The organism is Lacticaseibacillus jixianensis (assembly GCF_003946485.1).
Classification (GTDB): Bacteria; Bacillota; Bacilli; order Lactobacillales; family Lactobacillaceae; genus Lacticaseibacillus; species Lacticaseibacillus jixianensis.
The window spans coordinates 1-26,114 of the sequence record NZ_RHOJ01000028.1 but is presented as its reverse complement, the minus strand read 5'-3'; the positions used below and the strand labels follow the sequence as shown (position 1 = coordinate 26,114).

24 protein-coding genes and 1 tRNA gene are annotated in these 26,114 nt (G+C 59.6%); 8 read left to right on the top strand and 17 right to left on the bottom strand.

Annotation, left to right across the window (positions count from 1 at the left end; all coding sequences use genetic code 11):
* Positions 1–22: 22 nt before the first annotated feature.
* The 6 genes from polA to EKM85_RS09825 all read right to left on the bottom strand — a co-directional run bounded on the left by polA (position 23) and on the right by EKM85_RS09825 (position 8,707).
* Positions 23–2,659, bottom strand: coding sequence for a DNA polymerase I (polA, locus tag EKM85_RS09850; RefSeq protein ID WP_125586442.1), 2,637 nt, complete (start codon positions 2,657–2,659; stop codon positions 23–25).
* Between the two features lie 114 nt (positions 2,660–2,773).
* Entirely contained in the window at positions 2,774–3,484 is a 711-nt protein-coding gene (locus EKM85_RS09845; protein ID WP_125586440.1) for a Bax inhibitor-1/YccA family protein, read from the bottom strand.
* Between the two features lie 112 nt (positions 3,485–3,596).
* Positions 3,597–4,907 (bottom strand): UDP-N-acetylmuramate--L-alanine ligase, encoded by a 1,311-nt coding sequence (gene murC / locus EKM85_RS09840; RefSeq protein ID WP_125586438.1) that lies wholly within the window; start codon positions 4,905–4,907, stop codon positions 3,597–3,599.
* 17 nt (positions 4,908–4,924) lie between these two features.
* Positions 4,925–7,234 carry a DNA translocase FtsK gene (locus tag EKM85_RS09835; protein WP_125586436.1) on the bottom strand — a complete coding sequence of 770 codons (2,310 nt, stop codon included), beginning with the start codon at positions 7,232–7,234 and terminating at the stop codon, positions 4,925–4,927.
* Positions 7,235–7,732: 498 nt separating this feature from the next.
* Positions 7,733–8,365: a YtpR family tRNA-binding protein gene (gene ytpR / locus EKM85_RS09830; protein ID WP_225418981.1), complete on the bottom strand. Its 633-nt coding sequence runs from the start codon at positions 8,363–8,365 to the stop codon at positions 7,733–7,735.
* 21 nt (positions 8,366–8,386) lie between these two features.
* Positions 8,387–8,707 carry a thioredoxin family protein gene (locus EKM85_RS09825; protein ID WP_263853303.1) on the bottom strand — a complete coding sequence of 107 codons (321 nt, stop codon included), beginning with the start codon at positions 8,705–8,707 and terminating at the stop codon, positions 8,387–8,389.
* A 110-nt stretch (positions 8,708–8,817) separates the two neighbouring features.
* Between EKM85_RS09825 and EKM85_RS09820 the strand changes: the two genes are divergently transcribed.
* Positions 8,818–9,120, top strand: coding sequence for a hypothetical protein (locus EKM85_RS09820; RefSeq protein ID WP_125586430.1), 303 nt, complete (start codon positions 8,818–8,820; stop codon positions 9,118–9,120).
* Positions 9,121–9,765: 645 nt separating this feature from the next.
* Here the strand turns inward: EKM85_RS09820 and trmB are convergent.
* The 4 genes from trmB to EKM85_RS09800 all read right to left on the bottom strand — a co-directional run bounded on the left by trmB (position 9,766) and on the right by EKM85_RS09800 (position 13,276).
* Positions 9,766–10,413 (bottom strand): tRNA (guanosine(46)-N7)-methyltransferase TrmB, encoded by a 648-nt coding sequence (gene trmB, locus EKM85_RS09815; RefSeq protein WP_125586428.1) that lies wholly within the window; start codon positions 10,411–10,413, stop codon positions 9,766–9,768.
* A gap of 54 nt (positions 10,414–10,467) precedes the next feature.
* Entirely contained in the window at positions 10,468–11,235 is a 768-nt protein-coding gene (locus tag EKM85_RS09810) for a phosphotransferase family protein (protein ID WP_225418980.1), read from the bottom strand.
* A gap of 86 nt (positions 11,236–11,321) precedes the next feature.
* Complete coding sequence (locus tag EKM85_RS09805) at positions 11,322–12,545, bottom strand: ABC transporter permease (RefSeq protein WP_125586426.1); 1,224 nt, start codon at positions 12,543–12,545, stop codon at positions 11,322–11,324.
* Entirely contained in the window at positions 12,545–13,276 is a 732-nt protein-coding gene (locus EKM85_RS09800) for an ABC transporter ATP-binding protein (RefSeq protein WP_125586424.1), read from the bottom strand. The genes EKM85_RS09805 and EKM85_RS09800 overlap by 1 nt, the downstream gene beginning before the upstream one ends.
* 96 nt (positions 13,277–13,372) lie before the next feature.
* Between EKM85_RS09800 and EKM85_RS09795 the strand changes: the two genes are divergently transcribed.
* The 3 genes from EKM85_RS09795 to EKM85_RS09785 all read left to right on the top strand — a co-directional run bounded on the left by EKM85_RS09795 (position 13,373) and on the right by EKM85_RS09785 (position 15,213).
* Positions 13,373–13,804 (top strand): HIT family protein, encoded by a 432-nt coding sequence (locus EKM85_RS09795; RefSeq protein ID WP_125586422.1) that lies wholly within the window; start codon positions 13,373–13,375, stop codon positions 13,802–13,804.
* On the top strand, positions 13,804–14,208 hold the full coding sequence (locus EKM85_RS09790; protein WP_125586420.1) for a YtxH domain-containing protein: 405 nt from the start codon (positions 13,804–13,806) through the stop codon (positions 14,206–14,208). The genes EKM85_RS09795 and EKM85_RS09790 overlap by 1 nt, the downstream gene beginning before the upstream one ends.
* A gap of 93 nt (positions 14,209–14,301) precedes the next feature.
* Complete coding sequence (locus EKM85_RS09785) at positions 14,302–15,213, top strand: peptidylprolyl isomerase (protein ID WP_125586418.1); 912 nt, start codon at positions 14,302–14,304, stop codon at positions 15,211–15,213.
* A 179-nt stretch (positions 15,214–15,392) separates the two neighbouring features.
* Here EKM85_RS09785 and EKM85_RS09780 read toward each other — a convergent pair whose 3' ends face one another.
* From EKM85_RS09780 to EKM85_RS09765, 4 genes are all read right to left on the bottom strand, one after another.
* On the bottom strand, positions 15,393–17,030 hold the full coding sequence (locus tag EKM85_RS09780; protein WP_125586416.1) for a glycoside hydrolase family 13 protein: 1,638 nt from the start codon (positions 17,028–17,030) through the stop codon (positions 15,393–15,395).
* A 90-nt stretch (positions 17,031–17,120) separates the two neighbouring features.
* On the bottom strand, positions 17,121–18,089 hold the full coding sequence (locus EKM85_RS09775) for a 3'-5' exoribonuclease YhaM family protein (protein ID WP_125586414.1): 969 nt from the start codon (positions 18,087–18,089) through the stop codon (positions 17,121–17,123).
* 95 nt (positions 18,090–18,184) lie between these two features.
* Positions 18,185–18,550, bottom strand: a complete 366-nt coding sequence (locus EKM85_RS09770) for a YlbF family regulator (protein WP_125586412.1) — start codon at positions 18,548–18,550, stop codon at positions 18,185–18,187.
* A gap of 21 nt (positions 18,551–18,571) precedes the next feature.
* Complete coding sequence (locus EKM85_RS09765) at positions 18,572–20,653, bottom strand: PBP1A family penicillin-binding protein (protein WP_125586410.1); 2,082 nt, start codon at positions 20,651–20,653, stop codon at positions 18,572–18,574.
* Positions 20,654–20,754: 101 nt separating this feature from the next.
* On the opposite strand from EKM85_RS09765, the gene EKM85_RS09760 reads away from it, so the two are divergent.
* Positions 20,755–21,585 carry an RluA family pseudouridine synthase gene (locus EKM85_RS09760; protein WP_125586408.1) on the top strand — a complete coding sequence of 277 codons (831 nt, stop codon included), beginning with the start codon at positions 20,755–20,757 and terminating at the stop codon, positions 21,583–21,585.
* Positions 21,586–21,723: 138 nt separating this feature from the next.
* Here the strand turns inward: EKM85_RS09760 and EKM85_RS09755 are convergent, their stop codons facing one another.
* From EKM85_RS09755 to EKM85_RS09745, 3 genes are all read right to left on the bottom strand, one after another.
* A complete protein-coding gene (locus tag EKM85_RS09755; protein WP_125586406.1) occupies positions 21,724–22,179 on the bottom strand; it encodes an arginine repressor in 456 nt (151 codons plus the stop codon).
* A 16-nt stretch (positions 22,180–22,195) separates the two neighbouring features.
* Entirely contained in the window at positions 22,196–23,878 is a 1,683-nt protein-coding gene (gene argS, locus EKM85_RS09750) for an arginine--tRNA ligase (protein WP_125586404.1), read from the bottom strand.
* A 240-nt stretch (positions 23,879–24,118) separates the two neighbouring features.
* A tRNA-Gly gene (locus tag EKM85_RS09745) sits at positions 24,119–24,189 on the bottom strand.
* 168 nt (positions 24,190–24,357) lie between these two features.
* Between EKM85_RS09745 and EKM85_RS09740 the strand changes: the two genes are divergently transcribed.
* The 3 genes from EKM85_RS09740 to EKM85_RS09730 all read left to right on the top strand — a co-directional run bounded on the left by EKM85_RS09740 (position 24,358) and on the right by EKM85_RS09730 (position 26,011).
* On the top strand, positions 24,358–24,750 hold the full coding sequence (locus EKM85_RS09740; RefSeq protein ID WP_125586402.1) for a hypothetical protein: 393 nt from the start codon (positions 24,358–24,360) through the stop codon (positions 24,748–24,750).
* Positions 24,747–24,938, top strand: coding sequence for a hypothetical protein (locus EKM85_RS09735; protein ID WP_125586400.1), 192 nt, complete (start codon positions 24,747–24,749; stop codon positions 24,936–24,938). Before EKM85_RS09740 ends, EKM85_RS09735 begins: the two co-directional genes overlap by 4 nt.
* Before the next feature lie 134 nt (positions 24,939–25,072).
* The gene (locus tag EKM85_RS09730) at positions 25,073–26,011 is read left to right on the top strand and encodes a dihydroorotate oxidase (RefSeq protein WP_164510742.1); all 939 of its coding nucleotides are present in this window, start codon (positions 25,073–25,075) and stop codon (positions 26,009–26,011) included.
* Positions 26,012–26,114: the final 103 nt, after the last annotated feature.

Here is a 26,114-nt window from a genome sequence, read left to right as displayed (position 1 = left end):
CTGACAAAACTTCCTCATCATTTTATTTGGCGTCAAACCACGTGTTGCCAAAGTGGCTTTCCACTTTCAGGGGCACATCCAGGCTCACGGCCGAATCCATGACCTTCGGCACCAGGGCGGCGAGCTTGGGCATTTCATCAGCCGGTCCTTCGAAGATCAGTTCGTCGTGCACCTGCAGCAGCATCCGCGACTGCAGGTGCTCGCGTTCCAGCATCTGCTGCATGCGGATCATGGCCACCTTGATAATGTCGGCGGCGCTGCCTTGGATCGGCGTGTTCATCGCCGTCCGCTCGGCAAACTGCCGCAGGTTAAAGTTGCGCGAGTGGATATCATTCAGGTAGCGGCGGCGGTGGAACAGCGTCTCGACGTACCCGTTCTCCCGCGCGGTCTGCACCATTTTCTCCATGTAGTCATGGACCTGCGGATACTGGGCGAAGTACCCGGCGATGAACGCCTTGGCCTGCTGGCGCGTGATGCCGATGTTCTTGGCCAGCCCAAAGTCCGAGATACCGTAAACGATCCCGAAGTTCGTGGCCTTGGCCTGCCGCCGCATGTCCGGGGTGACCTGATCCGGCGAATCCAGGTCAAAGATGCGCATCGCGGTGTTGGCGTGAATATCGCGGTCCTCTTTAAAGGCTTCCTGCATGTTCTTGTCACCGGAAATGTGGGCAAGCACGCGCAGTTCGATCTGCGAGTAGTCGGAGGAGAAAATCTGCCAGCCCGGCTGACTCGGCACAAACGCCTGCCGGACCTGCTTGCCCTCGTCGCGCGCCGGGATGTTTTGCATGTTGGGATCGACCGACGACAGCCGGCCGGTCGCCGTCAGCGTCTGCAGATAACGGGTGTGGATCTTGCCGTCCGGCAGCACCGCCTTCAGTAGGCCCGCCACGTACGTCGACTGCAGCTTAGCCACCGTCCGGTAATCCAAGATGTCCTGAACGACGGGACTGGCGGATTTCAGCTGCTCGAGCACGTCCACGGACGTCGAGTAACCGGTCTTGGTCTTTTTGATCACCGGTAAGTTGAGCTTTTCAAACAGTACCTCGCCCAACTGCTTAGGCGAATTCAGGTTGAACTTCAGGCCCGCCTCGCCGTAGATCTTCTCTTCCAGCACGTGCATGGTGGCCGTCCACTGGTCGCCCATCGCCTTGAGCGTCGGCTGATCCAAGACGATGCCGGCGATCTCCATCCGCGCGAGCACCATGGCCAGCGGCAGCTCCATCTCTGAAAACAGCTTGGTCTGGTCCTGGGCTTCCAGGTCCTTGAGCAGGTGCGGCCGCAGCGCCAGCAGGCATTGCGCCTTTTCGGCGAAATGGTTGAACAGCGTCTCGTCGTCTGGCACCTGGCGCTTGGCCCCTTTACCGTAAACGTCCGCGTCCAGCGGCAGCTGGTAATCGTGGTCTTCGGCGATCTGGCCGAAGTCGTTGCTGTTTTGATCCGGATTCAGCAGGTACGAGGCCAGCAGGACATCAAAACCGATCTTCGGCAGGGTCAGGTTCAGCCGGTTAGCTGCGACCAGGTTGCGCTTGGCGTCGAACACCGTGAGCTCATGGGCCGCCAGCCACGTCTGCAGCGGCTTCAGCGTCAGCAGCGTGACGTCCGTGGCCACGAAGGTCTCGTCCTTGGTCCCGATGAAAAAGCCGATTTCAGGCGAGACGTGGTAGTTGTCGTCAAGCATTTCAATTTCAAAGGCGACCGGCAAGTTGGTCTGCGGCAGCAGGGCCAAGTTGGCGTCGGTCAACACGACGTAGTGAAGCGCCGCCTTGGGGGCCGTCGTTTCGCTGCCGGGCAGCTTCTTGAGGGCCTGCCGCATGTCCAGCTCGGTGTAAAGCGCGCGCAGCTTCTCCAGGTCGGGCCCGGTGTAAGCCAGATCGTCCAGCCCGATCTCAATGGGCGCGGCCTGGTCGATGGTCGCCAGCGTCCGGCTCATCTCCGCCTTGTCCCGGTCGTTGATCAAGTTCTCCTTCATCTTGCTGGCCTTGAGGGTATCCAGGTTCTGGTAAAGGTTCGCGATCGAGCCAAACTGGTGAAGCAGCTTGAGGGCGGTCTTCTCCCCGACCTTGGTCACCCCGGGGTAGTTGTCTGAGGCGTCGCCCATCAGGCCCTTCAGGTCGATGATCTGCTTGGGCGCAAGGCCCAGCGTCTCTTGGATGTGCGCCGGGGTGAAGGCCTCCAGCTCGCCGACCCCCTTGCGCGTCACCTGCACCGTGACTTGGTCAGTGGCCAGCTGCGTCAAGTCGCGGTCGCCGGTGATGATATCGGTGTGCCAGCCGCGCGCCTCCGCCTGCTTGGCCAGCGTGCCGATGATGTCATCGGCCTCGTAGTCCTGCAGGGCGTAGTGCTTAATGCCGTGATCTTCGAGCAGCCGGTTGATGTACGGTAGCTGCTCCAAAAACTCACTGGGCGCCTTTTCACGCTGGCCCTTGTAAGCATCGAACATCTTCGTGCGGAAGGTGCCCCCACTCTTGTCGAAGGCCACCAGCACGTGCTGCGGCTTAAACTCAGCCATCACGTTGTCGAGCATGCTGTTGAACGTCATCACCGCGTTGGTGTGCACGCCGTCCTTGTTGGTGAAGCGGTCCATCTGCGTATACATCGCGTAAAACGCCCGAAACGCGAGCGAGCTACCGTCGATCAGCAGTAATTTTTCTTGTGCCATAGCTGCCTCCTGTTCTGCCTTTCATTATAGCAGACCCGCGCCCGCTTTTTACGGCAAGCAAAAAGCCCCACCACGAAGGTGAGGCTTGCCTGGCGTTTGCTTACTGCTCAGCGGTTAACGCCGATCCGAGCCGCCGAAGATTTGCAGAAGCGCCAAGAAAATGTTGAGGAAGTCCAGGTACAGCGCCAGGGCGCCTTGGACGGCCAAACTGTTGGTGTTGACCAAATCCCCGCCGCGGCTGTCCGCCGTGAGGTAGATGCGCTTGAGCTTTTGGGTGTCAAATGCCGTCATCACGATGAAGATGACCAAAATGGCGTAGCTGATGAGGTACATCAGCGGACTAGAACCCAGGAACATGTTGAGCAGACTTAGCAGGATCACGCCAACGAGCCCGGCAGTGGCGATCGCCCCCGCGTGGGTCAGATCCTTCTGCGTGGTCCGGCCCACGACCGACATGGTGATGAAGATCACCGCCGTGGTCAGAAACGAGATGGCCACGATCGACTGCCGGTAGGACATCAGGATCACGGTGAACGTGACCCCGTAACTCGCCGAGATCAGGTAGAACATCAGGCTCGCATACGCGGCGTTCTGCTGGGCGCGCCGGCTACTGACGCCGAACGAAAGAAGGATCGGCAGGAACACGAGCACGTAGAACATGACAGGATGCTGGCTGATGAAGCCGACGTACTGCGGTAGGAACACCGTTCCCAGCAGGTAAGAGACCACCGCCGTCAGCAGCAAGCCCAGCCCCATTGTTGAATACACCCGGTTGAAAAACCCAGTCAACCCGGAATCATTGACGACACGCCGTTCCTCTTGCATGAAATCAGTCCTTTCGAATACTTGAGCCTATTATACCAAACTCAGTCGCGTTTTCAGTTGGACTTTAGGCTGAGATTGACCGGTGCTTGCCCTGGGCCGGCGGCAGCCGGGATCACTTTTGCAGCAGCGCCTTGAAGGCCGTTTCGTACTTTTGCACGTCGCCGGCGCCCATGAAGACGAGGACCCCGTCCTTGTGGGCCAGCAGCGGTGAGACGTCTTCGAGGTGCAGGACCTGACCGCCCTTTTGCACCTTAGCGACCACGTCTTCGGCCGAAACCGAGCCGGACGTTTCGCGCGCCGAGCTGAAGATCGGGGTGACGAAGACGGCATCGGCGGTGTCAAGCACCGCGCCGAATTCGTCCAGGTAAGCGATCGTCCGGGAGTAGGTGTGCGGCTGGAAGACCGCCACGATCTCCTTATTCGGAAATTTCTGGCGGGCAGCGTCCAGCGTCGCCTTGATTTCGTTTGGATGGTGCGCGTAATCGTCGATGATCACGGTCCCGTTCACTTCCGTCTCGGAGAAGCGCCGCTTAACGCCCTTGAAGCCGGCCAGCTCGCGGGCGATGTATTCGGGATTGAGCCCTTCGGCATCGCTGACAGCCACCACGGCCAGCGCGTTCAGCACGCTGTGTTCCCCAAACAGCGGCACGAAGAAGCGGCCGATCTTGTGGCCGTCGTGATAGGCGTCGAAAGTGGAACCCTCGGTCGTCCGCACCACGTTTTTGGCCTGGTAGTCGTCTTGGTCCGACAGCCCGTAGTAGTAGATCGGCACCTGCGCGGTCAGCTTGCGGAGCCACTTGTCGTCGCCCCAGGCAAAAATGGCCTTCTTGACCTGACTGGCCTCGGTCTCGAACGCGTCGTACACGTCCTCGATCCCGGTGTAGTAGTCCGGGTGATCAAAATCGATGTTGGTGGCGATCAGGTAGTCTGGGTGATAGGCCAGGAAGTGGCGCCGATACTCGTCGGCTTCAAACACGAAGAACTTTGAGTCCTTCGTGCCCTTACCCGTGCCGTCGCCGATCAGGTAAGAGGTCTTGTCGATCCCACTGAGCGTGTGCGCGAGCAGCCCGGTCGTGGACGTCTTACCGTGCGCGCCGGCCACACCGATACTGGTGTAATGGGCCAGCAGCTTGCCCAGGTACTCGTGGTACCGGTAAAACGGCAGGCCCAGTTCCTTGGCGCGCCGCACTTCAGGATGCTCGTCCGTGAAACTATTGCCACAGATAATGGTGTAGCCGGGCTTAATGTTGTCGGCGTCAAACGGGAGCGTCTTGATCCCGGCGGCTTCAAGACCGCGCTGAGTGAAAGTGTACTGGGTGATGTCCGAGCCAAGCACGGTGTGACCCAAGTCATGGAGGATCAGTGCGAGCGCACTCATCCCCGAACCTTTAATGCCGATAAAATAATCGATTTCCTCTGTCATTGTCTACTTCTACCCTTTCAGTCGGCGTCGTGAGGCGTCGGCAGGTCTTGTTGATTGATGTACACGTCGCGCGGCTTGGCGCCGTTTTGCGCGGAAACGTAGTGGCGGGCGGCCAGCTCGTCGATCAGCTTGGCAGCGCGGTTGTACCCGATGCTAAACTGCCGCTGAAGCGCTGACGTCGAAACGGTCTCGACCCCCGCCACATATTTTAGCACTTGCGGAAACAGGTCGTCTTGGGCCTCCACCGCCTGCGCCTTTTTGACCAGTTGGTGCGGATCAAACAGGTAATGCGGCGGCTCCTGCTCCCGCACAAACGCCGTGATCTGTTCCAGCTCGGGGTCGATGAATGTCCCCTGCAGCCGCACGGGCTGGCTCGCGCCGTTGCCCAGGTACAGCATGTCGCCGCGGCCCAGCAAACTTTCGGCCCCCGCGTGGTCGATGATGGTGCGCGAGTCGACCTGACTGGCGACCATGAAGGCGATCCGGGTGGGGATGTTGTTCTTGATGGTCCCAGTGATCACATCCACGCTCGGCCGCTGGGTGGCGACGATCAGGTGAATCCCAGCCGCCCGGGCCTTGGCGGTGATGCGCGCGATGTAATCCTGGATCTCGCTGGCGGCCACCAGCATCAGGTCGGCCAGCTCATCAATGATGACGACGATGCTCGGCATCACGAGACTATCGTGGCCGTGCTGGCGGGCCAGCGCGTTGAACTGCGCCAAACTGCGGGCGTGGGCCGCCGCCATCTTCTGATACCGCCGCTCCATTTCGTCCACCACCCACTTCAGGGCCGCGCTGGCACTTTTCGGATCGGACACCACCGGTGCGACCAAATGCGGCAGCCCATCGTACACGGCCAGCTCCACGGCCTTGGGGTCGATCAACAGCAGCCGGACCTGGCGCGGTGTTGCTTTATACAGCAGCGACGTGATCAGGCTGTTGATGAACACCGACTTGCCGGCGCCCGTCGCCCCGGCGATCAGGCCGTGCGGCATTTTCGCCAAGTTGGCCACCACTGGTTGGCCAAATAAGTTGACCCCGAGGGCCACCGTCAAAGGCGAAGCCGCCTGCTGGAACACCGGTGCGGCTAGCACTTCCTTGAGCATGACCGGCCGCGGTTTCAAGTTCGGGATCTCGATGCCGACGGTGTTGTGCCCAGGGATGGGGGCCTCAATGCGAATGTCGCGCGCGGCCAGCGCCAACTTCAGGTCGTCCTGAAGGTTGGTGATCTTGCTGACCTTCACGCCAGGCGCCAGCTTCAGCTGAAACTGCGTCACCGTCGGCCCCACCGTGTTGGCCACCACTGCCGCGTCGACGTGAAAGTTCGCCAGTGCAGAATTGAGCAGCTTGGTTTGGGCCGCGACCCAATCGGCCTGAGCCTGGGCGTCGACCTGCACCGGCGCTTTCAACAGTGAGAGCGGCGGCAGCTGGTAGGCGGCAGTGCCAACCGAATGTGCGGCTGGCTGGGTCCCTGCCCCTTGCCGGTCAGCTTGGCCAGCAGCGTGAGTGGGAGCTGACGTTGGTTTCTTTGCGGCTTCACGAGCTGCGCCGTTTGCGGCCGCTGACGGCCCGCCTTCAGCCTGAACCGCCTGGCGCGTGGGGATGGGCCCACGACTTGCAGCGGCCGGCTGTGGCTGCTTGGTCAGCGGTGGCCGGGGAAAGCGCGGCGCTTGAACCGACCACCGCCCGGTCGCTGGCGCCTGCTTCACGCCGTGGCGCAACAGTTCCGACACCGTAGCCGGCACCCGGCCGTCCGCCTCCTTGAGGCGGGTCAAAGGCGCGGTCTGGGCCAATTCGCGGTCGACCTCTGCCGGAGCTGGTGCCGCACTGCGGCGCGCAGACAGACCTAGGGCCGGCGCTTCCACGGGCCCGCTTTTTTCGGTGACCTGCTGAGCCGCCGATGCTTCAGGCGGGGTTGCTTCACCCGCGTGAGCCGGGTTCACCTGACCGCCAGCCACTGGGCCAGTCTCCTCGGCAGCTTCAGTCGCCTCAGTGCTGCCGCTCGCGGCCTCACTGATCGGCAGCTGAGCAGTGGGTGCATCCGCTGCGGCCCACGACGCATCGCTGGTGCCATCGTCAGGGATGTACAACTGCGCGGGAGCAGCGGTCAAGGCGGCAATCACCTGCGCGTAATCGACAACCGGCTTGTGGTCACGGTTAGTCACACTGGCCGGGGTCTTTAAGGCGTCCATCGGCGCGACGGCGAAGCGATCAGGCGCATCCGCCTCTTTCTCGTGCTTGGGCCGATGTGCGCGCGGCGGCAGCGGATAGTCCGCCGGTGCTGGCTGGTTTGGCCGGTGAAAGACCGGCCCATCATAATGCGGCATGCCAAGGCTCCCTTCCTGAATATTCTTTTACCATTCTAGCATACGGCGAAAGCGGGACCGCCGCCGTTTATGAAAATGAGCATCATTTTCTTCACCATAATGAGACGGCTTTTCACTTTTGGTGACCAGCGGCAAAGAGGCGCGGCCTCATTGGCCTTGGCACGCGTGGGCCAAGACACGCCGCTGGGGCACGACGGCAGGTAGCCGCACCTGGCCAGCAGACGCGGCCGCTCTGCACCTTTAAACTAATCGTCGGGCTAAGACCGTCGACCCTGCGCACCTTGGCGTAATCGGGCTGCGGGTCGACAACGCGGGAGTGGCTAGCTACGCCTGGCGCTTCACTCGCTTTGCGAGTAAAGCACCCGGCTAGGCTACCCATCCCGCTAAAACCGTCGACCCTGCGCACCTTCAAAAAAAATCCCCCCACCACGATTCCAAAAACGAATCGTGGTGCGAGGACCCTCTTTATTTTGGCTAAACCAGCAGCTCACATTACAGTTACGCCTGCGCGGCAACGACGGCCTCGGCCTTGGTAAAATCAAACGGGGTGCCGGCCGGGAGCGAGTCCGGCATCAGCAGGATACCGCGCTTGTCCGGTGCGCCTGGGATCCCGAGCTCGCGCGCCGAGCTCAGCATGCCGTCGCTTTCAACGCCCATCAGCTCACCCGGCCAGATGATCTTGCCGTCTGGCATCATTGCGCCTGGCAAGGCGGCAACGACGGTTTCGCCCAAAGCGGCATTAGGCGCGCCGCAAACGATCTGCTTTTGGAACGAGCCAAAGTCGACCTGGGTGATGTGCAGGTGATCTGACTTCGGGTGCGCCTTGAAGGCGACGATTTTCCCGATCACGAACTTCGGACTCTCTGCCAGCGGCAACGCGCCAGGCAGGCCGGCAGCCGTGATGGCGTCGTTCAAGGCGAGACGCTGGGTTTCAGTCAGTGTCACCTGGCCGCGGCCTTCGATTGGCACCACTGCGCTCACGTTGAAAAAGTTGAAGCCCAGTGGATTGCCCTTCGCATCGTAGATCCCGGCGATGGCGCCAGCTGTTTTAACGGTCTGCTCCGGCTGATCCGGCGCCAGGACCGCGATCAGTGTGTCGCCCCAGGCGGCTTTGTTATAACTCGTGATCAAAAAAAGTTCCTCCCCAATGACTTAGGCCAGGCTGCTAATGAAGTCTTCGACCTCTTGCTTGGTCTTGCGGTCTTTATTGACGAAACGGCCAATTTCCTTGCCGTCTTCAAACGCGATGAAGCTAGGGATCCCCATGACCCCCATCTGCTGCGCGACCTCAATGTTATCATCACGGTCCACATAGATAAAGTTGTAATCCGCGAAGTCCTTTTCGACCTCTGGCATCGCCGGCTTGATGAACCGGCAATCCGGGCACCAGTCTGCTGAAAAGAACAGCATCTGCTTGCCCGGCGCCTTGGCCGCTTCGAGGATCTCCGCGTTGCTTGCGAATTTTTTCATAATGGTGTGCCTCCTGCTAACTTTTAATAAGGATATTATACTCACTGATCAGCAATTTAGCAATGCGGCGCTGCGGTTTTTCGATTATACTAAGCCCAAAAGGAGCGGGTATGATGAAAAAATCCACTTGGTTGACCCTTGGTAGTTTGAGCCTCGCCGCGCTGACTGCCGCCTACGCGATTCAAAACCACGACTACTGGCACCGGCGTCTGCCCAACCGGTTATTCAAAACCATCAAAACTCAGCTCGCCGCCCCGAGCACGATCACTGGCGGCTGGATCGACATGAACCCAGACGGCAGCTTGGTCGACGGCAAACTCATGGCCAGCTACCGCGGCGGGGTGACGACGACCAGCGGCACCTTCCACTTCACCGTGGCCGAAACGGGCAAACTGGTCACGCTGGATCGAATATAAGGTGCGCAGGGCTGGCGGTTTTAGCGGGATGGCTAGCCGCTACGCATGTCAGCTTGTACGCGCTGTGCGCTACAAGCTGATCATAGCTCACGGCATTGAAGCCGCACTTTGGCTTCGAGGCGTTGGGCGTAGCTAGCCACTCCCGCGTTGCCAGCCCGAAGCCCAGTTAAGGTGCGCAGGGTTCGCGCACTTAGCGGGACAGGTAACCTAGCCGCGAGCATTGCCGCCGCTTTTTGGCGGCGAGGCTCGCGGCGTAGTTAGCTGCTCCCGCGTGGCGAACCCGAAGCCCAGTTAAGGTGCGCAGGGTTCGCGCACTTAGCGGGATGGCTAGCCGCTACGCATGTCAGCCTGTACGCGCTGTGCGCTACAAGCTGATCATAGCTCACGGCATTGTCGGCGTTTTCTGCCGACGATGGCTTGAGCGTAGCTACCTGCTCCCGCGTTGCGAACCCAGAGCCCAGTTAAGGTGCGCAGGGTCGACGCACTTAGCCCGACGACCAACCTAGCCGTAAGCATTGCCGCTTGAACTTTGGCGGCGAGGCTTACGGCGTAGTTGGGCGCTCGGGCGTTGTCGACCCGGAGCCCAGTTCAGGTGCGCAGTGTTCGCGCACTTAGCCCGACACGCAGCGACTTTGCATGTTTTCCTCACCCCTTCGGAAACGTCGCCACCAGTTCATAGATCCGCCCGCCGCGACTGGCAAATTTGTGCTCGTACTCCGTTTCGACGTTGTCAGCCACCCGGGAGTCGTGGTGCAGGTCAAGCGCAACCAGGTCGAAATGCAGCCCGAAGTTATTCATGCTGACCAGTGAGTATTCAAACAAGCCCTGGTTGTCAGTCTTGAACTGAAGGCGCCCGCCCTGCGGCAGGATCGCCTGGTACTGCGCCAGAAAGCTTTGGTAGGTCAGCCGGCGCTTCTCGTGGCGGCTTTTTGGCCACGGATCGGAGAAGTTAAGAAACAGGCCGGAGACTTCGCCCGGGGCAAAGTACGTGGTCAGATCCGCGCCATCGCCCAAGATCAGGTGCAGGTTCGGCAGCTTCAGCGCTACTTGCTTGCGCAGGATGTAAGCGATCGCGACCTCCTGGATCTCGAGCGCAATAAAATTCTGGTCGGGGTGCTGCTTGGCCATTTCAGTGATGAACTGTCCCTTACCGGAGCCCACCTCTAAGAATAGGGGCTGGTCCTGAGCAAAGTGTTCTTGCCAGTGTCCGGGCATGCCTTCGGGCCGCACGCTGATGTACTCCGGATGGGCGGCAATCAGCGGTGCAGCCCACGGTTTGTTTCTCAATCGCATAAATTTCTCCTTTTCACGGCAAGGACCGCGCAACGATGCGCGGTCCTTTGTTCGTTAAGCTTGGTTGAGCTGTTGCAGCTGCGTCAGCGCCTCATTCATTTCGGTGTAGCGCTGCGCGGTAAACCTGCCTTCAACCTCGTGCAACAGATGCAGGCGCCCGTACCACATGATCCGCTCGTGCAGGTCAGCCGTCAGCTCCGCACCGTATGCGTGAAGCCAAGTCCCCCACTGCTCGCGAGGAACGTAATTGATCAACACGACGCTCAGGTCAAACGCGATGTCGCCCAGGCTAGCCTGATCCCAATCCACCAGATACAGCTTCTGAGAATCTGACAGCAGCCAATTCTTGTGGTTTAAATCGCCGTGGCAGACCCGCATCGGGGCAGCACTAGGCATCGCCTTGAGCGCGGCAATGGTGGCCTGGATCAGGGGGTGCTGGCGCAGCGTTGCGGGGATCCCTGCGACGTACTGGGCGTACAACTGCTGAGGCGTCTGCGGATTGCCGCCCACTTTTCTCAGCATGCGCCGCAGCAGCACAGAGTTGTGCACCTTGGCCAGCAGCTCGGCCACCATCAGGCTGTTCATCTGCTGGCGGGTCAAGGTCTTGCCGTTGACCCAGTCCTGCGCCGTCAACACATCACCGGTCGCAATGCGTTTGGTCCAAATCAGCTTGGGCGTAATGCCCTCAACTGATAAGGCCGCCAAAAATGGGGACGCATTGCGTTTTAAAAAGAATTTCTCGTGGGCGTACACGCCCATGAACGCGCCACCGGTCGTGCCGCCGATCGGCTCCAGCGACCAGCCGGGTTCTAAATCGAACAATGCCGCTGCCTCCCTTGCGGCAGCCCCTTCAGGCTACAGATATTTTAATCAGCTAAGCTCATCTTACATAACGGCCGCAATGCCCGTCAAGCCGGCAACAACGGTTTTTTCTTGAGCCGATACGGCAAATACCAGCCGGCAAAGGCGATGGCGAGGATCAGCCCCGCCGCCCCCGCACTCAGCGCGATCAGCCAGTGGCCGGCGAGCAGCGGACCGACGGTGAGCAGCACGGCAAAAATCACGAGCAACGCGCCGGTGAGGTGCTGAAAAGCCGCCCGCTGCTGGCTGGCCGGCACCGGATAAAGCCGGGCCATGACCATCTCGCTGTAGGCGAAGGCCAGCGGCAGCAGCTGGAAGCCGACCAGGTAAACAAACAACGCGGCCAAAAGCGCCGCCAGCCACCAGGTCGAAATCAGGCTAAGCACCACTGCCCCCACCACTAGCAGCCGCACCCACAGGCCAAGGTAAGTCGTCTGCCGCAGAAACCCGCGCAAGTAGAGATAGGCCCAGGTGTGCGCCGTGGTTTTGCGGACCAGCGGCAGAACCGGGTCCAACCACTTGCGGCGGTGCACCCCCGCGCTCAGCCCCGGCACATCGGTGAAGAGGTTGTAGAACCGGTACAGCCGATCCATGCGCTTGGCCTCGGCCGCACTGAGCCCCCTCCAGTCCAGGGTGGCCGGCTCAAAGCGGCTCGCCAGCACCACCCAGCGAAACCCGAGGTTCAGCGCCAAGGCAATGACCATGGCGAAGGCGGGATGGGTGAACAGCCCCAGCAGCAGCACCGCGAACGCAGCCGCCAACAGCGGCAGGCGGGCCAGCCACGCCGGGCGCGGCACCCCGTAATGATCGATCAGCTGAAGCCACAAGTCGAGGTCCTTCAGCAGCAGAAGCGCGGCCGCCAAGGTGAGCCCGCCGGTGAGCGGGTCAATGCCCCACACCTGAAGCAGCGGCACGCTTGCGGCGGCCGCCAGCACTGCCACTACCCCAGGAAGGAGGAGTGAATAGCGGCGCGCCTTAAACAGGTAACCCGCAAACGCCGTCGTTTGCGGCAGCAGGAACGTCGCGTCGGCGGGCTCGCTCAGGCTGGCAAAGCTGCCAAACCCCAGCAGCACCGTCAGGACTGCAGCCAGCGCCGGCCGCAGCCACCACGCCGGAATGATCATTGCCTTGATCCACTGACTGTAGGCGTACAGCAGCGCGCCAAACAGAATCAGCAGCACGAGCACAAAATGATCGTTGAACACGAGGCGTAAGTATTTAAATTGAGTCTTTTGATGACGCCGCAGCCGCGTCTGCCAAAGCTTGCGCATTACTGTTCCTCCGTCATGGCCATGTAGATCGCGTCCAGGCTGGCCGTCGCCTCGAGCTGGAAGTCCTGGCGCAGGGCCGCCAAATCACCGGTGGCCCTGACCGTGCCGCTTTTGAGGAGGACAAAATCATCCGCGACCTGTTGGGCAGTGGCCAGAATGTGAGTGGACATCAGCACTGACGCCCCCGCCGCCTTTTTGGCTTGCACGAGGTCAAGCAGATCATGCACCGCCAGCGGATCCAGGCCGGTGAACGGTTCGTCAATGATGTAAAGCTTGGCGTCGGTCATGAAGGCCGCCACGATCATCACCTTCTGCTTCATCCCCTTAGAGAACTTCGCCGGGAACCAATCAAGCTTATTATCCAGCCGAAATTTTTTGAGCATCGAAGTCGCGCGCGCCCACGCCTGATCCTGATCCAATCCGTAGGCCATCATAGTCAGCTCCAGATGCTCGCGCAGCGTCAGCTCGCTGTAGAGGACCGGCGTTTCCGGCACGTACGCGATCGCCTGACGGTAGCCGTCCGGATCTTCCGCCAAAGTGTGGCCATCAATGGTGATGGTCCCCTTTTGCGGCGTGAGTAGGCCAATGATGTGCTTGATCGTCGTGGACTTGCCGGCCCCGTTCAACCCGATCAGGCCGACCACCGTCCCGTCTGCTACGGTAAAATTCAGATCCTTGATCACCTGCAGGCTGCCATAGCCGCCGGTGACATGCGCTAACGTCAGTGTCATGTCCAGCCTTCTTCCTTCTGCTCTAAAGTTACCTTCTGTGTGCCTTCTATGATAGCATGGAAGCAGATTAAACGTTGATGAAAGAGGGAAAAGAATATGGATGAAAACTGCATTTTCTGCAAGATTATTGCCGGTGAGATCCCCAGTGTGAAGGTTTACGAAGACGACCAAGTCCTCGCCTTCTTGGACATCTCCCAAGCGACCCCCGGCCACACACTGCTGGTCCCGAAGCGGCACATCCCTGATATCTTCGCTTACGACGAGGCGCTGGCCCAAGCCGTCTTTGCCCGGGTGCCCAAGCTAGCGCGCGCGATCAAGGCAGCGGACCCGCGGATCAAGGGCATGAATATTCTCAACAATAATGGTGAAGTCGCCTACCAAAGCGTCTTCCACTCCCACATCCACCTGATCCCGCGGTTCGGCGAGGACGATGATTTCAGCATTCATTTCGGCGATCACACCGCCGCCTACACTAATCAGGATCTGCAAGCCATCGCGCAGAAAATTCGCCAGGAGGTGCAAGACTAATGGCTAAATTCAAGACTGGCTTCTTGCTCGGTGCCACTTGCGGCACCATGTACGCCCTGCTCACCACCAAAAAAAGCGGTCCGCAGCGCATCGAGTCCTTGGCGAACTACTCGCGCGACGTCACCGGCGCCACGGAAGACGTTCAGCATGCCGTGAAGCGCCTGGGCAGTGCCTTAGCAGACCTGCAAAAAGAGATCAAGGAGACCCTGCAGCCAACAGTGAAAGACATCACCGCCGAAGTGACCGACTTCCAGTTCCAAACCGAGGCCCACAGCAAGGCCCTTCAGGCGCAGCTGGATAACATCGCCAGCACCATCGACGAAATCAATCACGACGCGCACTCGGCCGATGAGAACGCCCCTGAGGCTGCCGCACCGGATCAAACCGCCACGCCCAAATTATGAAGGTTTTGCGAACATCAGGCGCAGCGGCGCGGTCTGTGTTATATTAGACCCCGTGCTGTAAATCAAATCACATTGAAAGTGGGCTGTTTATTTATGAAGAAATGGATCGCCGGCGTTGCCGGCATCTTACTCGCGCTGACCCTTGCTGGTTGCTCCAGCAGTAGCGCAACGGTTGCCAACATGAAAGGCGCCAAGATCACCAAGGACGAGTATTACAACCAAATGAAGACCTCAAGCAGCGGCGGTGAAGACACCCTGCGTAACATGATCGTCACGAAGGCCCTCGAGCAGCAGTACCCGAAGGCGGCCTCGACCAAAGCCGTCAACAAGCAATTTAACAAGGTCAAGAAGTCATACACCGACGCGGGCCAAGATTTCGAAAGCGCCCTGGCGCAAAGCAATCTGACCACGAAGACGTTCAAGGACCAGATCAAGACCTCCCTGCTTTCCGAAGCCGCGCTTAAGGACCTGAAGAAGCCGACGACCAAGCAGCTGGACGCCCAGTGGAAGAAGTACGAGCCAAAGATCACCGTGCAACACATTCTTGTGGCCAAGGAAGCCACGGCAACCGAAGTGCTGAACACCCTGAAGAAGGACAACTCCGAAGCAAACTTCAAGAAGCTTGCCAAGAAGTACTCCACGGATACGGCTACCGCGTCTAACGCCGGTAAGCTCGATCCGTTCGACAACACCGACACGAGCCTTGATTCGACCTTCAAGGCGGCGGCCTTCAAGCTGAAGAAAGACGGCGATTACACCACCACGCCGGTCAAGACCAGCTACGGCTACCACATCATCCGCGCCATCAAGATCCCGGCGCGCGGCACGATGAAGGAACACAAGAAGGAACTGACCGACCAGCTTTACACCAGCTGGGAAAGCGACAGCACCATCATGACCGGCATCATCAAGAAGGTCCTGACCAAGGCTGACGTCAGCATCAAGGACAACGATTTGAAGAACGTCCTGTCTGTCTACCTCGGCTCCAGCAGTTCTGCCAAGTAATTAGCTTATCCAAGCCACCCCGCAGGCGGGGTGGCTTTTTTATATAAGATGCGCAGAGTTCGCGCACTTAGCGGAATGGCTAGCCTAGGTGCGCACCCGCCGATTGAGTTTTCCCCAATCCCGGTTTCAGGCGAACAAAAGGCACTGGCGGTCAACCGCCAGTGCCTTTCTGGTGCATCCTACTTCAAGTAGACTTTGACCTCATACGGCCGCAGGGTCTCGCCTAAGTCATCCGGGTAATTACTCTGAAGCAGCTCGCCGGCAGTTGCCGCGCAGTCCCGGGTGAGCAGATCCTGGGTCCAGTTGGCGACCACCGTAAGCGTCTGCCCCTCGTAGTGCCGCTGGTAAGCCCACACCTGCTCGTCGTCTTGAGCAAGCGGCGTGTAGTCACCGTAAGTGACGATCGGGTTCTCCTGCCGCAACACGTTCATCTGCCGGTAAAAGTTGAAGACGGAGTTCTGATCGCGAACCTCCTGCTGCGCGTTGATCGTCAGGTAATTCGGGTTGACCCCGATCCAGGGGGTGACCCCTGCCGGCGCAAACCCGGCGTTAGGCTCGGTGTCCCACTGCATTGGGGTCCGCGCATTGTCGCGCGAGCCGTGCTGCAAGCCCGTCAGCATTTGTGCTGGCGTCAGCGCGTGTTTTTCGTCGACCCATTCGTGGTAGCCGTTCAGGCTTTCAATGTCGCGGTAATCGCTCAGCTTGGTCAGCGCCGCGTCATTCGTCATCCCCAGCTCTTCGCCCTGGTAAATGTACGGGGTGCCCTGCTGGTAGTGGAGCACCGCGCCCAGCATCTTGGCGGAGCGCTCACGGAACTCAGGGGCGTCGTTGCCAAACCGAGAAACGACCCGCGGCTGATCATGGTTGTTCCAGTAAAGTGAATTCCAGGCGTGGCCGTCAAGCCCCAGCTGCCAGCGGTCCATGATGGCCTTCAGCGTGGTCAGCTTGAAGGGATGGTGGACCCACTTGCCGAACTTGGGGTCGAGGTCCACGCCCATGTGCTGAAACTGGAAGATCATGTTCAGCTCGTGGGTGTCAAACCCCGTGTACGCGCGCGCCAGCGCCGGGTCGGTGCCGGGCATCTCGCCGACGGTCATGATGTCGTACTTGCTCAGCACTTCGCGGTTCATTTCCTTCAGGTAGTCCTGCACCTGCGGCAAGTTGATGGGGTATGGCGCATCCGGGCCAAAGGCCTCCGGTTTGCCGATCATGTTGATGACGTCCATGCGGAAGCCATCAATGCCCTTATCCAGCCAGAAACGCATGAGGTCGTACACGGAATGGCGAACGGCGGGATTGCGCCAGTTAAGGTCGGGCTGCTTTTTGGAAAAGAGGTGCAGGTAATACTGCCCGCGGGCCTGATCGAACTGCCACGCCGGGCCGGAAAAGCTCGACTCCCAATCGGTGGGCGCATGGCCATCGACAGGATCGGCCCAGACGTAGTAGTCGCTGTACGGATTAGTGGCATTCTTGCGGCTTTCCACGAACCAGTGATGCTCGTCGCTGGTGTGGTTCACCACGAGGTCCATCACGAGCTTCAGCCCCCGCTGGTGCGCCGCTTTCAGCAAGCGGTCAAACGCCGCCATCGTGCCAAAATCCGGCTGAATCGCCTGGTAATCGCTGATATCGTAGCCGTTATCATCGTTAGGGCTGGCGTAAATCGGATTCAGCCAGATGACCGTGGCTCCCAGTTGCTTGATGTAATCCAGGCGGTTTTCGATCCCGCGCAGATCACCGATCCCATCACCATCACTATCCTGAAACGAACGCGGATAAACCTGGTACACGACTGCTTCTTGCCACCATGAATTGACCATATAATACCTCCTATAAGTTCGTCTATAGTATAGCGCTTTCTTTTCAGCCCGAAAAAGTAAAAAAGGCCGCCTTTTCAGGCGGTCCGTGGTTTATTTGGGATCCGGGTAGGTTTGGCCATTGGTTGGCCGGTAGAAGCGGCGGTTGTCCATCCCGAACAGGCGCTCCGTGAAGGTGCCGGGATCCACGTGCTGATAGGCCGTGGAAAGCATATTGACTTCCGCATCCAGCTCATCAAGGTCATGCAGGATCTGCGCTTCGAGCAGCTCGGGCCGCACTGGCGACCCGTATTCCAGCAGGCCATGGTGGGAAAGGACCACGTGGCGCAGCATGATCATGTCCTCTTGGTGGATGTCGATCTTCAGCTCCTGCGCCACCCGCACGATTTCTTCATCGACCAGCACGATGTGGCCGATCATGTTGCCTTCCATCGTGTAATCCGTCGACACGGCGGAAGAAAGCTCCATGGTCTTGCCCAAGTCATGAAGGATCGCACCGGCAAACAGCAGTGACTTGTTCACCGCCGAATACTGGGCCGCGACCCCCTTGGCCAGGCGCAGGATACTCAGGGTGTGAAAAGCCAGCCCCCCGGCGAAGGCGTGGTGGTTCGACTTGGCGGCCGGATAGGTCAAAAACGCCTGCTTGTGGTCGGCGAGCAGCCGGCGCACGATGCGATTCCAGTTGGCGTTGGTGATCTGGAAAATGAAGTCGTTGAGCTCCTCGCCCATGTCATCTTTGGACTCAGGGGCGTGCTCTACGAAGTCCTCGGGCTTATTGCCCTCCTCCTGCGTCGCCAGCCGCATCGTGTAGATCTTGATCTGCGGCTTGCCCTGGTACAGCTCCCGTTTGCCAGAGAGCATGACCACCACGCCCGGCGCGTACTGGGCGATATCGTCCTCTGAGGCGTCCCAGAATTTCGCGGTGATGTGGCCGGACGGGTCCTGGAACGTGAAGGCGATGAACTTCTTCCCGTTTTTGGCCACACGCACCTCGGCGCCCTTGACCAGGAGCGGCAGTTTCATCTCCTGCTCGTTTTCGTAATCAAAAATTTGCTTTGCCATTTTTCCACCTTTTTCTTGGCAATGTTTCTTTCATTCTACTGCGCGCCGCCCCCATAAACGACGAAAAACACGCCAAAGCGCGGCGTGCTTTTCACCTACTTGGCGTCAGACTGCTGGTCTGCACTTTGGTAGAGCTCGGCGATCGGGGCGGAGATGATCCGGTTCAGGTCGTCCATGACCGTGGACATCGCCTGCTCTTTGGCCATCAGATCCTTGATGGCATCGATGTTCTGCATCTTCGCGGACAGGTCCTGAAGCGGCTGAACGTCTTGCTCACTCACTTCTTGGCCGGCCATCTGCTTTTGCTGCAGCGACATTTGGAGATTTTGAAACTGCTGGAACAGGGCGTAACCCATCGTGTCCAGCTTGAGCATGTCGTAGCTCTTCTTCAGATCCTGGAACTGCTGACTCTGCTTCAGGTCAGCCGCAACTTGGTTGGCGCTGTCGTATACGTTTGCCATGTGGCACCTCATTTTTCTAGATTAATTACCAAACAAACCTTTGATGCCATTGTACCACTCCGACACCGTATTCTTGGCCGCGTCGACCCCATTTTGGATGCCACTTTGAATGTTGTTCCACAGGTCATCCCCGCCGTTCGTCTGATTGGGCGTCTGCAGGCTGGCCCGGGCGCTGGCGTCCGTCGTGGTGAACTTCGTCTGCGGGGTTGCTGGTAAGATGTTGGTCATCTCCTGGCGGAAAAGCTTCTGGGCGCCTTGGCCCGGCTGCAGGAAATGAGTCTGGTCCGTGTTGGCAAAGCCGGCCCAGGTCGCGACCACAATGTCGGGCGTGTAGCCAACCACCCAGGAGTCCTTCGCCCCCAGCCCGTTGCCCCAGCTCGGCGGGGTCTCGACGGTCCCGGTTTTGCCGGCGATCGTGTAGCCGTACGGCTTGGCCGTCTGCCCGGTACCTTCGTTGTAGACGCCGATCATCATGCTCGTCATCTCGGTGGCCACGCTCTTTTTCATGATCCGCTTGCTGCTGGGCTGGTTGTCCACGACCGTCTTGCCGGTGGCGTCCACGATCTTGCGGATGAAGTGGGTCTTTGGCAGCGAACCGCCGCTGGCAAAGGCCGAATACGCCCGGGCGAACGTCAGCGGGGAGAAGCCGTAAGCGACGCCGCCTAGAGCCGAGGCCAACTGATCTTGATCCTTCTTGCCCAAGGTGATGCCAAAGCGGCTCAGGCTGGCGACGCCCTTGCTCATCCCGATCTGGTTGAGCAGCCAAACGGCCGGGGCGTTGGTGGAATCCGCCAGTGCCTTGTACATCGGCAGCGTCCCGGCGTAAGTGCCGGTGTCGTTGGTTGGCGTGTAGTGCTCTTTCCCGTAGCTGAGCTTCTTGTCGGTGAGTTCGCTGTCGTAAGAATAGCCGTTCTCCAGCGCCGGTGTGTACACCATCAGCGGCTTGAGCAAGGACCCGGGCTGCCGCTTCAGCTGTGTGGCGTAATTAAAGCCCAGGTAAACGTGCGGGCCCCGCGAGCCGACCACCGCGCGTACCGCACCGGTCGCCGGGTCAACGGCGATCGAGGCGGCCTGCGGTTTGGTCCCGTCCGCGGCATTTTGCAGGTAAGCGTCACTGTTGTCAAACGCGGCCTGCATCTCCTGCTGATAGTTGGGATCCAGCGTTGTGTAGATGCGATACCCCTTGTTCACGATCGCATCCTGGGAGATGCCGTCCTCCTTGTAGGCCTCCTCGATGACCGAATCAAAGAAGTACGGGTACTTCTGGCCGCTGTCTGCGGTGAAGGTGTCCTTAAGGGTCAACGTGGTCGCCTTGGCCGCCTGGACCTGGGCAGCGGTCAGCTTGCCGTTCTCCTGCTCCAGCGAAAGGACCAGGTTGCGCCGCGCGATGGCGTTGTCCATGTGGTCGATCGGGTTATAATAGCTGGGACTGCGAAGCATCGCGGCCAGGGTCGCGCCTTCGCCGACGGTCAGCTGACTCGCTGATTTGCCGAAGTAGCGCTTGGCCGCATCTTCCACGCCCCAGACCCCATTGCCGAAGTAGGCGTTATTCAGATACATCGTCAGGATGTCTTTTTTAGAGTAGACTCGAGTCAACTGCACCGCCAGGAAGATCTCCTGGCCCTTGCGCAGAAACGTCTGCCGCTGCGACAACAGCGTGTTTTTGGCCAGCTGCTGCGTGATCGTACTGCCGCCGCCGGTGATCTGCCCGCGGTGGATGACCAATGAAAGCAGCGCCCGGGCAATGCCCTTGATGTCAAACCCAGGATTGGTGTAAAAGCTGCGGTCCTCGGTCGAGATCACCGCGTTTTGCACGTTCAAGGAGATCTGATCCAGATCGACGTACGTGCCTTTTTGGCCGTACGGCACGCCCGCGACCTGGTTGTTCATGTCGTACATCGTCGTCTTGGTCTGCAGACTGCTCTTGATGTCTTGGACGTCCGCTGTCTTGGCCTTGTAAGTGAACCACGTGGACAATGCAAGCACGCCAGTCAGCCCGATCAGGATCACCCAGCGGATCACCTGGAACCGCCGGAAAAACCATGCGATCCCGCGGCCGGCTTTAGCCAGCTGCGGCCGCACGGCAGCCCATAAACCGCTCATCTGGTGGTCCCCCTTTCTTAAACATGTGACTAGTTTAGCATAATGAAAAAATCCTCGATTCGGCCTTGCGCCGGATTTAACCCAAAATCAAGGAGGGCGTCATGCCTGATTTCGAATTGCACGCCACTGCCATCGCCGCGCCCTCGGTGCGCGCACTGCTTCACGCCTGGCGGGTGCCCAAGGGCTGGATCGCCACGCTGCGCCGCACGCAAGGGGTCCTGATCGCCGGAGCCTACCGCCACTTCAACGCGCCGGTGGCCGCAGGGGAACCAGTCACCCTGCGCTTCACCGCCCCGGGCACGGACTACTACCGGCCCGAAGCCCTACCGCTTCAGATCGTTTACCAGGACGCCGCGCTGCTCATCGTCGCCAAACCGGCGGGCCAAAAGCCGCACCCCAACCGGCCAGACGAAGGCGGCACGCTGATGAACGCGGCCGCCGGCTACCTGGCGCCCAGGCCGGTGTACATCACGCACCGCCTCGACATGCTGACGTCAGGGTTGACCCTGATCGCCAAGGACCCGATCAGCCAGGGCATCCTGAATCAGCAGCTGGCCAGCAAAACCGCCGCCCGCACTTACACCGCCCTGGTGCCGCGCGGCCTGCCAGCAGTAGGCACCATCTCCGCCCCGATCGGCCAGGACCCGGCGGACAAGCGCAAGCGGATGGTCCAAGAAGACGGCCTTCCCGCTGTCACCCACTTTCGGGTGATCGCCGAAACCAAGGCGACAGCGCGCCTCGCCCTCACGCTTGAAACCGGGCGGACTCACCAGCTGCGCGTCCACCTCGCCCACCTCGGCTATCCCATTATCGGCGATCCGCTGTACGGCGGACGCCCGGCGGCCCGGCTGATGCTTCACGCCAGCGCTTTGACGCTCGTTCGCCCCTTCAGCAGCCAGGTCCTGACCGTCACCGCGCCGGCCCCGTTTTAACCAGCAAGCGGGTTGTGCCTAAAACACAGGCGTCCCTGCACCACGATTCTCGCAGCTCGAATCGCGGTGCAGGGGCGCCTGTGTGTTTGTTGGAACGCGCCGAGGTGACTTGACTCAATCACCGGGTCAAACCTCTGCTCACTGAATAAACGCGTTTTGATACTGCGTGTTGAACCAGGTGGCGTCGGCCTCACTAGGGCTGATCACCACGATCGTGTCGTGGCCGGCCAGCGTGCCCACCACCTGTGAGAAGCCGATATCATCAATGATCGCCGCCATCAGGTTGCCGTTCGACGGCAGGGTCTTGATCACGTTCATGAACTGGACCTGGGTGATCGACAGCCCCACCTCGCGGATGGAGTTGCTGAGGCGCTCCAGCTGGGACTGCGAGTCCCCGCGGAAAATGGTGTAGCGCACCTGCCCCGTGGCGTCTTGGGCCTTGACCACCTGCATCTCGCGAATGTCGCGCGAAATGGTGGCCTGCGTGGCCTCGATGCCGGCCGCCTTAAGGGCTGCCAGCAGCTCGTCTTGGGTGCTGATCACCTGTGAGTTAATGATCTTGGTCATTGCCGCCTGGCGTTCAGATTTGTTCATGGCTTTGCCTCCTGGCTTACATCTCTGCCGGCGCGCCGACACCCAGCAGGTGCAGCGCGCTGGTCAAGACCGTTGACACCGCTTGGACCATGGCCAGCCGCGCGGGCAGCTCCGCGTCGTCAACGAGCACCTTGACGTTCGCGTAGTACTGGTTGAACGCCTTGGCCAGGCGCAGCGCGTACTTGGCGATCACGGACGGTTCGTACTCGCGCAGTGCACGGGCAATGACGTTCGGGTAATCGCTAAGCGCCTTGAGCACCGGCCATGCCGCCGGATCCGTCAGCGCCACTTCGGCGACCGGCTGCTGACTGGTTTTCTTCAGGATGCTGTTGGCACGCGCGTTGGTGTACTGCACGTATGGGCCAGTCTCGCCTTCAAAGCGCACGACTTCTTCCAGGTTGAAGTCGAAGTTGTCCAGCCGTTCGTTTTTGAGGTCATGGAAGACCACCGCGCCGACGCCGACTTCATGGGCGACCTGGTCGGCATTGGCGAGGTCAGGGTGCTTTTCTTGGATCTGCTGCTTGGCCAGGGCCACGGCGTCCTTGAGCACTTTCTCCAGCAAGATGATGTTACCCTTGCGCGTCGACAGCTTCTTGCCGCCAGACGTGATCAGGCCAAACGGAATGTGGTGGATGTTGTCCGCCCAGTCATCGCCCATTTCCTTTAAGACGGCCTTGAGCTGCTGGAAGTGCTCACGCTGCTCCCCGCCGACCACGTACAGGCTCTGAACGAAGTGGTACTGGTCATGGCGGTAGATGGCCGCGGCCAGGTCGCGCGTCATGTAGAGCGTGGCGCCATCGGACTTGCGGATCAAGGCCGGGTTCAGGTCGTACTTGCTTAAGTCCACGATCTCGGCGCCTTGGCTTTCCTTCAGCAGGCCTTTGCTGGCCAGCGCATCGGTGACCGCGTCCATCTTGTCGTTGTAGAAGGCCTCGCCCTTGTATGAATCAAACTCGATGCCAAGTTCCTTGTAGATCCGATTGAATTCCTTGAGCGACTCCTCGCGGAACCAGGACCAGAGCTTGTGCACTTCCGGATCGCCATCTTCCAGTTGCTTGAAGACGGCCCGGGCCTCTTCGTCCAGCTCGGGCTGCGTCTCGGCCTCCTCGTGGAAGCGGACGTAGTACTCGACCAGGTAGTGGATCGGGTCCTTTTTGACGTCAGCCTCGCTGCCCCACTTGCGATAAGCGACGATCAGCTTGCCGAACTGGGTCCCCCAGTCGCCAAGGTGATTGATCTTGATCGGGGTGTAGCCGGTCTTCTTTAAAATGTTGGCCAGCGCGTTGCCGATGACCGTCGAGCGCAAGTGACCCATGCTCATCGGCTTGGCGATGTTCGGGCTGCTCATATCGATCGGCACATTACCGGTGCCGAGCTGCTGGTCGCCGTAATGGGCCGGATCCTGAGCGATCGTGGTCAACACCGCGTTCGCAAAGCTGACCTTGTCGAGGAAAAAGTTGACGTAGCCGCTCTTGACGACCACCTGCTCAAACGGGGTGGCGTCGATCTTTGCCACCAGGTCCTGGGCGATCTGCTGAGGGGCCTTGTGGAAGACCTTGGCCAGCGCGAACGTTGGAAACGCGTAATCCCCCATTTTATCGTCTTTGGGCTGCTCGACCAGCTGCGCGATGCGGGCCTGATCCAGGTCCTGGCCGATTGCCGTGCTGAGTGCCTCGATCACATTTTGTTTGAAATCCATTGTCTGCATTCCTTTCTGCGAGAAAAAACTCGTCCCCTTCAATTGAAATTGAAAGAGACGAGTTCCCCCGCGGTACCACTCTTGTTGACTGAAATGTCCACTCATTATTCAATTTGGGCTCGGCAGCGCGCCGGCTAGGCCGTCAGCTGCTCACACCCCCGCAGCCTCACTGAACACGGCACATTACCTTCCTCTGCTTCTAAGCCTGAAAAAAACTGGTGCTAAGAGCACCAGTTATCAAGCGGTTGACGAGAATCGAACTCGCGACGTCAGCTTGGGAAGCTGAAGTTTTACCACTAAACTACAACCGCAACAACAATCAGTATTATAGCCGGCGAATCCGGGGTTTGCAAGCATGGCCACCAATTTTCCGTCCAGAAAGTTTAGATCGGATAACAAGATGAGAAGTCTCAAATATTCTTGCGGCGGTTTTTAACCGTGTTATAATGTTAAGAGAGAAATTGAGAGGATGCGATGTTATGGCCAAGGCGACTCGCCGCTATTTTTTTGCGGCACGCAATGAGAAAACGCCTGACGGTTACCTGATCCAGTTTGTGAACATGCCTGACCTGACAGCTCGGGGCACCACTTATCAGGAAACGGTGTATTACTGCTATCGCGTACTGGCCAACTTTTTACTCAGTCTACCTAAGAAATCTGCGCTGCTGTCGGCCTACACGCTGACTTCCCTCCCAGATGACGAACCGGACCCAAACGTCTTTTACTCGCTGGTCTCGGCGACCGAAGACTTCGATCCCCACAAAATGGAAATGCACTTCACCCTGCCTCAGGCCCCGCCTGATGAAATTCGCCGCATGGCCGGCCAGCTGGCTCACCTGACGACGTACCACGCCCAGGATCCAAGCGCATGAGCGCGCAGCACCCGGTGGGCAATGCGCTGTTCGGCGTTTTTCTGCTCAGCCTTGCAGTGGCGGTCTTGGCCCTGGTGTGGTGGCTGCTGGCAATGCTGCTCAGTCGCGATCCGCGCTTGCCCCGCCGGCTCTGCCTGATTACGGCGGGTCTAGTCCTCGCCAGCCTGGCCGTCAATGCCCTTCTTTAACCCCACTCACCCCAGCCCCTCGGCCACCGTGCCTTTGCCGAAGGACTGGGGTATTTGCCTCCCAGATAGGCAAGATGACTATTCTGTGGTTAAATAGGGGGACGACAAGACAATGGCCACGAGGAGGAATCATTTTGGTAAGTTTGCAAACGACACTCGGCGATCACTCGTTCACGAACGTCTTCATGAACGCAAGCGGCGTCCACTGCATGACCGCCGCGGAGCTCGATGAGGTCGCGGCTAGTCCCGCCGGCACCCTCGTCACCAAAACCGGCACCCTTGAGCCGCGCACGGGCAACCCGGAGCCGCGCTTTGCGGTCCTCGAACTGGGCACGATCAACTCGATGGGGCTGCCCAATAAAGGCATCGACTACTACCTCGACTATGCGGCGGCGTTCCAAGCGCGCCATCCGGGCCAGACCATGTTTCTCTCGGTGGCCGGGATGAAGCCGGCGGATTTTCCCCTGCTGGCGGAGAAGATCCAGGCCAGTGGGTTCACCGGTCTCACGGAGTTCAACCTGAGCTGCCCGAATGTCCCAGGCAAGCCGCAGATCGCCTACGATTTTGAGACGACCCAGGAGATCCTCACGGCCATCTTCAAGGGGTTCAAAAAGGCGGCCGGGGTCAAGCTGCCGCCGTACTTCGACCTTGCTCAATTCGATCAAATGGCCGCGCTTCTTAACCAGTATCCGCTCACGTTCATCAACTCGATCAACAGCCTCGGCAACGGGCTGTGGATCGATCCGGCCACTGACACGGCAGCCATTCGGCCCAAGGGCGGCTTCGGCGGCATCGGCGGCCAGTACGCCAAGCCGATTGCCCTGGCGAACGTGCGCGCCTTCCGCCAGCGGCTGCGCGCAGACATCGGCATCATCGGGACCGGCGGCGTCACCTCGGGCCGCGACGCCTACGATCTGATCTTGTGCGGGGCCAACCTGGTCTCCTTAGGCAGCATTCTTGCCACGGAAGGCATCAGCGCCTTCACGCGGCTGACGGCCGAGCTTGAGGCAGAAATGGCCAAGCAGGGCTACGCCACGCCGGCTGCGTTCCGCGGCCAGCTCAAGACCCTCTAGTCAGTCACGCACCGCTACCCCAAAATGTGGCTGAGACATAAATCGAAGCTGCAAAAAAAGGCCGACCGTTCTACCAGAATATTTCTGGATAGTTCGGTCGTTT

What these genes read in the sequence shown, in the direction of transcription:
- EKM85_RS09800 (WP_125586424.1), bottom strand. Translation starts at nt 13,276, where the DNA reads ATGACACTGACGTTAGCGCATGTCACCGGCGGCTATGGCAGCCTGCAG.
- EKM85_RS09845 (WP_125586440.1), bottom strand. Translation starts at nt 3,484, where the DNA reads ATGCAAGAGGAACGGCGTGTCGTCAATGATTCCGGGTTGACTGGGTTT.
- EKM85_RS09790 (WP_125586420.1), top strand. Translation starts at nt 13,804, where the DNA reads ATGGCTAAATTCAAGACTGGCTTCTTGCTCGGTGCCACTTGCGGCACC.
- EKM85_RS09795 (WP_125586422.1), top strand. Translation starts at nt 13,373, where the DNA reads ATGGATGAAAACTGCATTTTCTGCAAGATTATTGCCGGTGAGATCCCC.
- EKM85_RS09740 (WP_125586402.1), top strand. Translation starts at nt 24,358, where the DNA reads ATGGCCAAGGCGACTCGCCGCTATTTTTTTGCGGCACGCAATGAGAAA.
- EKM85_RS09760 (WP_125586408.1), top strand. Translation starts at nt 20,755, where the DNA reads ATGCCTGATTTCGAATTGCACGCCACTGCCATCGCCGCGCCCTCGGTG.
- polA (WP_125586442.1), bottom strand. Translation starts at nt 2,659, where the DNA reads ATGGCACAAGAAAAATTACTGCTGATCGACGGTAGCTCGCTCGCGTTT.
- EKM85_RS09835 (WP_125586436.1), bottom strand. Translation starts at nt 7,234, where the DNA reads ATGCCGCATTATGATGGGCCGGTCTTTCACCGGCCAAACCAGCCAGCA.
- EKM85_RS09820 (WP_125586430.1), top strand. Translation starts at nt 8,818, where the DNA reads ATGAAAAAATCCACTTGGTTGACCCTTGGTAGTTTGAGCCTCGCCGCG.
- murC (WP_125586438.1), bottom strand. Translation starts at nt 4,907, where the DNA reads ATGACAGAGGAAATCGATTATTTTATCGGCATTAAAGGTTCGGGGATG.
- EKM85_RS09735 (WP_125586400.1), top strand. Translation starts at nt 24,747, where the DNA reads ATGAGCGCGCAGCACCCGGTGGGCAATGCGCTGTTCGGCGTTTTTCTG.
- EKM85_RS09775 (WP_125586414.1), bottom strand. Translation starts at nt 18,089, where the DNA reads ATGGCAAAGCAAATTTTTGATTACGAAAACGAGCAGGAGATGAAACTG.
- trmB (WP_125586428.1), bottom strand. Translation starts at nt 10,413, where the DNA reads ATGCGATTGAGAAACAAACCGTGGGCTGCACCGCTGATTGCCGCCCAT.
- EKM85_RS09770 (WP_125586412.1), bottom strand. Translation starts at nt 18,550, where the DNA reads ATGGCAAACGTATACGACAGCGCCAACCAAGTTGCGGCTGACCTGAAG.
- EKM85_RS09765 (WP_125586410.1), bottom strand. Translation starts at nt 20,653, where the DNA reads ATGAGCGGTTTATGGGCTGCCGTGCGGCCGCAGCTGGCTAAAGCCGGC.
- EKM85_RS09805 (WP_125586426.1), bottom strand. Translation starts at nt 12,545, where the DNA reads ATGCGCAAGCTTTGGCAGACGCGGCTGCGGCGTCATCAAAAGACTCAA.
- EKM85_RS09755 (WP_125586406.1), bottom strand. Translation starts at nt 22,179, where the DNA reads ATGAACAAATCTGAACGCCAGGCGGCAATGACCAAGATCATTAACTCA.
- EKM85_RS09785 (WP_125586418.1), top strand. Translation starts at nt 14,302, where the DNA reads ATGAAGAAATGGATCGCCGGCGTTGCCGGCATCTTACTCGCGCTGACC.
- argS (WP_125586404.1), bottom strand. Translation starts at nt 23,878, where the DNA reads ATGGATTTCAAACAAAATGTGATCGAGGCACTCAGCACGGCAATCGGC.
- EKM85_RS09780 (WP_125586416.1), bottom strand. Translation starts at nt 17,030, where the DNA reads ATGGTCAATTCATGGTGGCAAGAAGCAGTCGTGTACCAGGTTTATCCG.